Origin of the sequence: Pasteurella bettyae CCUG 2042, assembly GCF_000262245.1 — a bacterium.
GTDB lineage: Bacteria > Pseudomonadota > Gammaproteobacteria > Enterobacterales > Pasteurellaceae > Basfia > Basfia bettyae.
Genome location: NZ_AJSX01000016.1, coordinates 22,368 through 30,559 on the forward strand (window position 1 = coordinate 22,368; position 8,192 = coordinate 30,559).

Genomic DNA, 8,192 nt, shown 5'->3' on the forward strand with positions numbered 1-8,192 from the left:
GACAATGGCAAAAACTATTAAAGTAACACAAGTACGTAGTTCTATCGCTCGTTTACCGAAACATAAAGCTACTTTACGTGGTCTTGGTATTCGCCATATGCACCATACCGTTGAGTTAATTGATACTCCAGCAGTACGTGGTATGATTAACCAAGTTTCATACATGGTTAAAGTAGAGGAGTAAAGTAATGCGTTTAAATACTCTAGCTCCGGCTGAAGGTGCAAAGCATAGTGCTAAGCGTTTAGGTCGTGGTATTGGTTCTGGTTTAGGCAAAACAGGTGGCCGTGGTCACAAAGGTCAGAAATCTCGTACTGGTGGCGGTGTTCGTCGTGGTTTCGAGGGTGGACAAATGCCTTTATACCGCCGTTTACCAAAATTTGGTTTTACTTCAATGATTGCAGCTGTTACTGCTGAGATTCGTTTGAATGATTTAACCAAAGTAGAAGGTAATATTGTAACTTTAGAAGCATTAAAAGCGGCTAATGTAGTCACTAAAAACATTCAATTTGCTAAAGTTATTTTAGCAGGTGAAGTTAAAAGTGCTGTAACAGTTCGTGGTTTACGTGTAACTAAAGGCGCTAAAGCAGCAATTGAAGCTGCTGGCGGTTCAGTTGAGGAATAATTAACAAATGGCTAAGCAACCAGGCTATCAAAGTAGAAGTACTCAAAGTGGAAGTAGTGAACTGAAAGGTAGATTACTTTTTGTATTAGGCGCACTAATTGTCTTCCGTATTGGTTCCTTCATTCCGGTTCCTGGTATTGATGCAGCCGTGTTAGCTCAATTGATTGAACAACAAAAAGGCACCATCATTGATATGTTTAATATGTTCTCTGGTGGTGCTTTAAGCCGTGCATCTATTTTTGCATTGGGTATTATGCCTTATATTTCGGCATCTATTATTATCCAATTGCTTACCACGGTTTACCCAGCTTTAAATGAATTAAAAAAAGAAGGTGAATCAGGTCGTCGTAAAATTAGTAAGTATACTCGTTATGCAACATTAGGTCTTGCTACTTTACAAGCGATAGGAATTTCAACTGGTTTGCCAAATATGTTACCTGGCCTAGTTCCAAATTTAGGTTTCGGTTTCTATTTTACTGCTGTTATCAGCTTAGTCACAGGAACAATGTTTCTTATGTGGTTAGGAGAACAAATCACAGAACGTGGTATTGGTAATGGTATTTCTTTAATCATTTTCGCAGGTATTGTCGCTGGACTTCCAGCCGCTATCGGTCAAACTATTGAGCAGGCTCGTCAAGGGCAAATGCATCTATTAGTTCTTTTATTGATTGCCGTAGTTGTTTTCGCAGTAACCTATTTCGTTGTTTTCTTTGAAAGAGGACAACGTAGAATTAAAGTTGAATATGCAAAACGTCAGCAAGGTCGTCAAATTTTAGGTGGTCATTCAACTCACTTACCTTTAAAAGTAAATATGGCTGGTGTAATTCCTGCTATCTTTGCTTCAAGTATCATTCTTTTCCCTGCAACTTTAACGCAGTGGTTTGGTCAAGGTTCAAGTCTTGAATGGTTAACTGATTTGTCAATGTTATTGTCACCAGGTCAGCCTTTATATTTGATTGTTTATGCAATTGCAATTATTTTCTTTAGTTTTTTCTATACTGCAATGCAATATAATCCTCGTGATACAGCGGATAATTTAAAAAAATCTGGAGCATTCATACCCGGAATTAGACCAGGTGAACAAACGTCACGTTATATTGATAAAATTATGACTCGCCTAACCCTAATTGGCGGTTTATATATTACATTCGTGTGTTTGGTTCCTTACATTATGATGTCAGCATGGAATGTACAATTCTATTTCGGTGGTACTTCTTTACTGATTGTTGTAGTGGTAATTATGGATTTCATCGTACAGATTCAAAGTCATTTAATGTCTACAAAGTATGAATCTGCGTTGAAAAAAGCAAACCTAAGAGGTTTTGGACAATAAGTTGTCCTAAAGATAAAAAGGGATAAGCAATGAAAGTTCGTGCTTCCGTTAAGAGAATTTGTCGTAACTGCAAAATTGTTAAACGTGAAGGTGTTGTGCGTGTATTATGCAGCGACCCTAAACATAAACAACGTCAAGGTTAATTGATAATTCTCTTGCAAAGAACCAGTTGAGCAGTTATACTGCTCAACTCATTTATGTCCTTGGTACACTGTTTGAGTATCCTGAAACGGGCTTTTCAAGATCAGTGTTGCCAAATTAGTTAAAAATAGGAGTGCATAGTGGCCCGTATTGCAGGCATTAACATTCCTGATCATAAACACACTGTAATCGCTTTAACAGCAATTTACGGTATCGGTAAAACACGCTCACAAGCTATTTGTGCAGCAGCGGGTATTGCTGAAGATGTTAAGATCAGCGAATTGTCTGAAGAGCAGATTGACAAACTGCGTGACGAAGTTGGTAAATTTACCGTTGAAGGTGACTTACGTCGTGAAGTAACACTTAACATCAAACGTCTTTTAGACTTAGGTTGTTATCGTGGTTTACGCCATCGTCGTAGCTTACCAGTACGTGGTCAACGTACTAAAACTAATGCGCGTACCCGTAAGGGTCCTCGTAAGCCGATCAAAAAATAGTCGGGGTAAATATTAATGGCTAAAACACCAGTTCGTGCACGTAAACGTGTAAAAAAACAAGTTGTAGATGGCGTAGCTCATATTCACGCATCTTTCAATAATACAATCGTGACTATTACTGACCGTCAAGGTAACGCACTAGCGTGGGCTACCGCAGGTGGTTCAGGTTTCCGTGGTTCTCGTAAATCAACACCGTTCGCTGCACAAGTTGCTGCAGAACGTTGTGCCGAAGTCGTAAAAGAATTTGGTTTAAAGAACTTGGAAGTTATGGTTAAAGGTCCGGGTCCAGGTCGTGAATCAACAATCCGTGCATTGAATGCAGCGGGTTTCCGTATCACGAACATTACAGACGTGACTCCGATTCCTCATAACGGTTGTCGTCCACCGAAAAAACGTCGTGTTTAGTCAGACGTTAGGATAATTGGAGAAAGAAAATGGCAAGATATTTGGGTCCAAAACTCAAGCTAAGCCGTCGTGAAGGCACAGACTTATTTCTTAAGTCTGGCGTGCGTGCTATTGATTCAAAATGTAAAATTGATACAGCACCAGGTCAACACGGTGCTAGTAAACCGCGTTTGTCTGACTATGGTAGTCAATTACGCGAAAAACAAAAAGTTCGTCGTATCTACGGTATTTTAGAACGTCAATTCCGTAACTACTATAAAGAAGCAAACCGCTTAAAAGGTAATACTGGTGAAAATTTACTAGTATTATTAGAAGGTCGATTGGATAACGTTGTTTATCGCATGGGCTTTGCTGCAACTCGTGCTGAGGCTCGCCAATTAGTGAGTCATAAAGCGATTGTTGTAAATGGTCGTGTTGTGAATATTCCATCTTTCCAAGTTTCAGTTAATGATGTTGTTGCTGTTCGTGAGAAATCTAAAAAACAAGCACGTATTAAAGCGTCATTAGAATTAGCAGAACAAAAAGAAAAACCAACTTGGTTAGAAGTTGATGCTGCTAAAATGGAAGGTGTTTTCAAACGTGTTCCTGAACGTTCTGATTTATCAGCAGACATTAACGAACATCTGATCGTTGAGCTTTATTCTAAATAATAGTTAAAGCTTAGATGCAAAGAGAGGATAAAATGCAGGGTTCTGTTACAGAATTTTTAAAGCCACACTTAGTAGATATTGAGCAAATCAGCGCAACTCATGCTAAAGTGATCTTAGAACCGTTAGAGCGTGGCTTTGGTCATACTCTAGGTAATGCATTACGTCGCATTCTTCTATCTTCAATGCCAGGTTGTGCTGTAACTGAAGTAGAAATTGACGGCGTATTGCACGAATATAGTAGTAAAGAAGGTGTTCAAGAAGATATTCTTGAAGTTCTTCTAAACCTAAAAGGCCTAGCGGTTAAAGTTCAGAATAAAGATGATGTTTTTCTGACATTAAACAAGTCTGGAATCGGCCCTGTTGTTGCTGCAGACATTACTCATGATGGTGATGTTGAAATCGTAAACCCTGAACATGTTATTTGTCATTTAACTGATGAAAATGCATCTATTAATATGCGTATTCGTGTTCAACGTGGTAGAGGATATGTACCTGCATCAGCACGTGTACATGCCCAAGACGAAGATAGACCTATCGGTCGTTTATTAGTGGATGCGACATATAGTCCAGTTGACCGTATTGCTTATAATGTTGAAGCAGCACGTGTTGAACAACGTACTGACTTAGATAAATTAGTTATTGAGTTAGAAACAAATGGAACTATTGATCCAGAAGAAGCGATTCGTCGTGCGGCAACAATTTTAGCAGAGCAACTAGATGCATTCGTTGATTTGCGTGATGTTCGTCAACCTGAAGTTAAGGAAGAGAAACCAGAATTCGATCCGATTCTGTTACGTCCTGTTGATGACTTAGAGTTGACAGTTCGTTCTGCTAACTGTTTGAAAGCAGAAACAATTCATTATATCGGTGATTTAGTACAACGTACAGAAGTTGAGTTATTAAAAACACCTAATCTTGGTAAGAAATCACTTACTGAAATTAAGGATGTACTTGCTTCTCGAGGTTTATCACTGGGTATGCGCCTTGAAAACTGGCCTCCAGCAAGTATTGCTGAAGACTAGTTTCTAGGTCGATTTTTCTGAGAAGGATAAGATCATGCGCCATCGTAAGAGTGGTCGTCAACTAAACCGTAATAGCAGTCATCGCCAAGCGATGTTCCGTAATATGGCAAGTTCTTTAGTTAGTCACGAAATTATCAAGACTACTTTGCCTAAAGCTAAAGAATTACGTCGTGTAGTTGAACCGTTAATTACATTAGCAAAAGAAGACAGCGTAGCAAACCGTCGTTTAGCTTTCGCTCGTACACGCAACATTGAAACTGTTGCTAAATTATTCAATGAATTAGGTCCACGTTTTGCTCAACGTGCAGGTGGTTACACTCGCATTTTGAAATGTGGTTTCCGTGCAGGTGATAATGCGCCAATGGCTTACATTGAGTTAGTAGATCGCCCAGAAGTAGCTGTTGAAACAGTTGCAGAATAATTATTAAGTTATGCTATTAAAAAGCTCGCTAAATGCGAGCTTTTTCTTTTCTATTTTATTGTGTAGGTTCGATCTAAATCTTTCGATCATCAATTCCTTTAATAAGATAATTTCCTTCGAGATCACATAAACTTCTAAATCCTACATTAGTTGTTTTGAATGTATTTTGGGGAAATTGTGAATAATCAAAATTTTCGTGATGATGACCATGAAATATATGTTTCACTTGCATTTTTTCAGCTAATTGATTAAGTATTGCGAAGCCTGATGGATGAGGTTTTGGTGCTTCATGACAGATCAATATATCTGCTTGTTCTACACTTAAGTCCTCAATATCAGATGGAAATATGGACGAACGATGACGCAATGGTATGCCACCTCGCCAAATTTTTTCTTGTGGACAATATTGGCAAAAATGAATCGGATCAAAAAAGAGTGGTCTATTAGGTGGCATCCATATTTGTCCTCTGAATACCCCTCCTAACCCTGCTATTTTTTGACCTTCTATTTCAACGATTCTACCATGTAAGTTTCTTGTTTTCCATTCTGTTCCCCATAAGGTCTCGAATGCTGAAATCGTTTTACTGTCATGGTTACCATGGATATACCAAACATCACAATTTTTAGCGAGTTTTTCTAATTCACTAGTAGAAGAGAGCTGTAGGTCTCCTAAAATAATCAAAGAGATATCTTTTTTATCACACAGAAAATTATGAATATGTTCAAAGCTTCCATGTGGGTCACCTGCAAATAAGATCATATATCCCCTTATTCATTTGTGTTTACATGTATCAGTTCGGGAATTTCTTCATCATCAAGAACTTTTTCTACTATCAATTTTGTCTGATTATATCGTTCTAGATAACTAGGTGAATCAATTGCTATATAAGGAACTTTATATTTATCTAACAATTTTTTAAGTAATTGCTGAAAGCGTTGGCGTTGTTTTCGATCGCCCAAACTACGTAAACCATCGTCTACCCATTTTGTATTGTTATTGAGTAAAATAGTTACATCAAATGGATATTCTTTAATCATTGAATCTAGAAATGGGTGAGGTTTTCCTTCATATTGAATGCAAAATGCCTGCGTAGTAATGAAATCAGTATCAATAAATGCTACTTTATGAGCATGCCGTACTGCATAATCAACATAATGCTGATGTCCTAATGCCATTTTAGGATAATCAGAATATTGCATGGCCTGCTCATTTCCTCCCAATTTATCAAATACGTAATCACGACCGTATTCCCAAGCGGAAGTTGTATTAAATACAGTTGCAAGTTTATTCACTAGTACAGATTTTCCGCTACTTTCTCCACCTAATATAGCAATTGTTTTAGCAAAGAAAGGACGTACTTCCTTAGGAATAAATTTCCAATATTTAAAAGGTTGGGTGCGTATTTTGGTAGCTGAAACATTAAAAAACTCTCGTTTGGGATCAACTAGGTAAACGTCTAGTTGAAGATAAGTTTCATAAGGTTTTTTATCTTGTACTTCGCTAGTAAATACAACACTCGGTTTAATACCTTTATCTTTAAAAAGTTGTTTAACCGCATCAGACCAACCTTGCCAACCATTAGGGTAACTAGGAATACCATCTTCTACTAAGTTATGAATAAAAATTTGATTTTTTTGGTATTTAAAGATTTGCTGCATCCAACGTAATCGATCTTGGACCGTTGGCATACGTTTCATCTTGCTATCATAGAATAGTTTTAAATCACGTTCAGTATCACTGCAGACAATTACATGTAATTCATCTACTTTACTGAACGCTTCATAGATCATATTGATATGTCCTGTATGTACAGGATAAAACTTACCAAAAATGACGCCAATTTTTTTATCTTCTTGTTCAGTAATTTGCAGTGCTTTATGTAGTGCTGTTAATTTTGTTGCACTTGGATTTTTAATTTTCCCGCTTACTAGTTGATTAAAATAAGCTCGAGTTACGTTGGCTTGTAAACATATATCATTTACTTTTAAATTCAATTGTTTACGCTTATGTTGAAGATAAGAAAAGTTGGACATTGATTATTCCTTATAATTTTGTATTTTAAAAATACAAGAACTTAACTGCAATTTTGTAGTATATCATGCTATTTTTTATTAATTTATTTGCCTATTGTATGTAATTCTTGCTACAAAGAAAATTATTTTTTCATTCTCTGCTTTGCGATATACTATATGTGCATTCTCAGGGCAGGGTGAAATTCCCTACTGGTGGTATATGTATATTTACATGAGCCCACGAGCGCTTAATATTTAAGGTCAGCAGATTTGGTGTGATGCCAAAGCCAACAGTTAAAGTCTGGATGAAAGAGAATAAAAGACAACACAGGTTTTATGACTTGTGTTGAGTTATTTTTATAATCAGCCCTGATTCTGGTATTGAATATTAATTAATCAAGGAATTTACTATGAATCAGTCATTATTATCTTCATTTGGCACATCTGAAGCACGTGTAATTGCAGCATTAGAAGCCTTTAAAAAAGGGAATGGTGTATTAGTATTAGACGACGAAGATCGAGAAAATGAAGGCGATCTTATTTTCCCAGCAGAAACGATTACGCCAGCTCAAATGGCGAAATTAATTCGTTATGGCAGCGGTATTGTATGCTTGTGCATGAGTGATCAACTTTGTCAACAATTAGATTTGCCACCAATGGTGACACATAATACGATGGTTAATCAAACTGCATTTACTGTTAGTATTGAAGCTGCAAAAGGAGTCACCACAGGGGTATCTGCATCTGATCGTGTTACAACAATTAAAGCTGCAGTCGCTGATGGGGCCAAGCCGACGGATTTAAACCGCCCTGGACATATTTATCCATTACGTGCAAAAGATAATGGTGTATTAGAACGTCGAGGTCATACAGAAGCTTCAGTTGATCTTGCTAAATTATCAGGCTATAAGGCCGCAGGAGTTATTTGCGAAATTACAAATGATGATGGTTCAATGGCTCGAACTCCAGAAATTATTGCTTTTGGACAGCAATTTGGTTATCCAGTAGTCACAATTGAAGATTTAGTCGAATATAGAATAAAATATAATAAATAGCGCTATTCGTTGATATAAAAGTGCGGTAGAAA

12 protein-coding genes and 1 riboswitch are annotated in these 8,192 nt (G+C 37.2%); of the genes, 10 read left to right on the top strand and 2 right to left on the bottom strand.

What is annotated here, in order from left to right; translation table 11 throughout:
* Positions 1-4: 4 nt before the first annotated feature.
* The 9 genes from rpmD to rplQ all read left to right on the top strand — a co-directional run bounded on the left by rpmD (position 5) and on the right by rplQ (position 5,092).
* A complete protein-coding gene (gene rpmD, locus HMPREF1052_RS03300; protein ID WP_005759616.1) occupies positions 5-184 on the top strand; it encodes a 50S ribosomal protein L30 in 180 nt (59 codons plus the stop codon).
* A gap of 4 nt (positions 185-188) precedes the next feature.
* The gene (gene rplO / locus HMPREF1052_RS03305; RefSeq protein ID WP_005759612.1) at positions 189-623 is read left to right on the top strand and encodes a 50S ribosomal protein L15; all 435 of its coding nucleotides are present in this window, start codon (positions 189-191) and stop codon (positions 621-623) included.
* 7 nt (positions 624-630) lie between these two features.
* Positions 631-1,956: a preprotein translocase subunit SecY gene (secY, locus tag HMPREF1052_RS03310; RefSeq protein ID WP_005759587.1), complete on the top strand. Its 1,326-nt coding sequence runs from the start codon at positions 631-633 to the stop codon at positions 1,954-1,956.
* A gap of 29 nt (positions 1,957-1,985) precedes the next feature.
* Positions 1,986-2,099: a 50S ribosomal protein L36 gene (rpmJ, locus tag HMPREF1052_RS03315; RefSeq protein ID WP_005759601.1), complete on the top strand. Its 114-nt coding sequence runs from the start codon at positions 1,986-1,988 to the stop codon at positions 2,097-2,099.
* Between the two features lie 138 nt (positions 2,100-2,237).
* Entirely contained in the window at positions 2,238-2,594 is a 357-nt protein-coding gene (gene rpsM / locus HMPREF1052_RS03320) for a 30S ribosomal protein S13 (RefSeq protein ID WP_005759625.1), read from the top strand.
* Between the two features lie 15 nt (positions 2,595-2,609).
* Positions 2,610-2,999: a 30S ribosomal protein S11 gene (gene rpsK / locus HMPREF1052_RS03325; RefSeq protein ID WP_005701868.1), complete on the top strand. Its 390-nt coding sequence runs from the start codon at positions 2,610-2,612 to the stop codon at positions 2,997-2,999.
* A 29-nt stretch (positions 3,000-3,028) separates the two neighbouring features.
* The gene (rpsD, locus tag HMPREF1052_RS03330) at positions 3,029-3,649 is read left to right on the top strand and encodes a 30S ribosomal protein S4 (RefSeq protein ID WP_005759597.1); all 621 of its coding nucleotides are present in this window, start codon (positions 3,029-3,031) and stop codon (positions 3,647-3,649) included.
* Between the two features lie 32 nt (positions 3,650-3,681).
* Positions 3,682-4,671, top strand: coding sequence for a DNA-directed RNA polymerase subunit alpha (locus HMPREF1052_RS03335; RefSeq protein ID WP_005759608.1), 990 nt, complete (start codon positions 3,682-3,684; stop codon positions 4,669-4,671).
* Between the two features lie 34 nt (positions 4,672-4,705).
* Positions 4,706-5,092 carry a 50S ribosomal protein L17 gene (gene rplQ / locus HMPREF1052_RS03340; RefSeq protein ID WP_005759610.1) on the top strand — a complete coding sequence of 129 codons (387 nt, stop codon included), beginning with the start codon at positions 4,706-4,708 and terminating at the stop codon, positions 5,090-5,092.
* Positions 5,093-5,165: 73 nt separating this feature from the next.
* Here rplQ and HMPREF1052_RS03345 read toward each other — a convergent pair whose 3' ends face one another.
* Complete coding sequence (locus tag HMPREF1052_RS03345; RefSeq protein ID WP_005759633.1) at positions 5,166-5,852, bottom strand: metallophosphoesterase family protein; 687 nt, start codon at positions 5,850-5,852, stop codon at positions 5,166-5,168.
* Between the two features lie 8 nt (positions 5,853-5,860).
* Positions 5,861-7,126, bottom strand: coding sequence for a multifunctional transcriptional regulator/nicotinamide-nucleotide adenylyltransferase/ribosylnicotinamide kinase NadR (gene nadR, locus HMPREF1052_RS03350; RefSeq protein WP_005759650.1), 1,266 nt, complete (start codon positions 7,124-7,126; stop codon positions 5,861-5,863).
* A gap of 158 nt (positions 7,127-7,284) precedes the next feature.
* Positions 7,285-7,426, top strand: a riboswitch (FMN riboswitch).
* Positions 7,427-7,515: 89 nt separating this feature from the next.
* Here nadR and ribB point away from each other — a divergent pair.
* Complete coding sequence (gene ribB / locus HMPREF1052_RS03355; RefSeq protein ID WP_005759630.1) at positions 7,516-8,160, top strand: 3,4-dihydroxy-2-butanone-4-phosphate synthase; 645 nt, start codon at positions 7,516-7,518, stop codon at positions 8,158-8,160.
* The last annotated feature ends 32 nt before the right edge of the window (positions 8,161-8,192 follow it).

What these genes read in the sequence shown, in the direction of transcription:
- rpmD (WP_005759616.1), top strand. Translation starts at nt 5, where the DNA reads ATGGCAAAAACTATTAAAGTAACACAAGTACGTAGTTCTATCGCTCGT.
- rplO (WP_005759612.1), top strand. Translation starts at nt 189, where the DNA reads ATGCGTTTAAATACTCTAGCTCCGGCTGAAGGTGCAAAGCATAGTGCT.
- secY (WP_005759587.1), top strand. Translation starts at nt 631, where the DNA reads ATGGCTAAGCAACCAGGCTATCAAAGTAGAAGTACTCAAAGTGGAAGT.
- rpmJ (WP_005759601.1), top strand. Translation starts at nt 1,986, where the DNA reads ATGAAAGTTCGTGCTTCCGTTAAGAGAATTTGTCGTAACTGCAAAATT.
- rpsK (WP_005701868.1), top strand. Translation starts at nt 2,610, where the DNA reads ATGGCTAAAACACCAGTTCGTGCACGTAAACGTGTAAAAAAACAAGTT.
- rpsD (WP_005759597.1), top strand. Translation starts at nt 3,029, where the DNA reads ATGGCAAGATATTTGGGTCCAAAACTCAAGCTAAGCCGTCGTGAAGGC.
- HMPREF1052_RS03335 (WP_005759608.1), top strand. Translation starts at nt 3,682, where the DNA reads ATGCAGGGTTCTGTTACAGAATTTTTAAAGCCACACTTAGTAGATATT.
- rplQ (WP_005759610.1), top strand. Translation starts at nt 4,706, where the DNA reads ATGCGCCATCGTAAGAGTGGTCGTCAACTAAACCGTAATAGCAGTCAT.
- HMPREF1052_RS03345 (WP_005759633.1), bottom strand. Translation starts at nt 5,852, where the DNA reads ATGATCTTATTTGCAGGTGACCCACATGGAAGCTTTGAACATATTCAT.
- nadR (WP_005759650.1), bottom strand. Translation starts at nt 7,126, where the DNA reads ATGTCCAACTTTTCTTATCTTCAACATAAGCGTAAACAATTGAATTTA.
- ribB (WP_005759630.1), top strand. Translation starts at nt 7,516, where the DNA reads ATGAATCAGTCATTATTATCTTCATTTGGCACATCTGAAGCACGTGTA.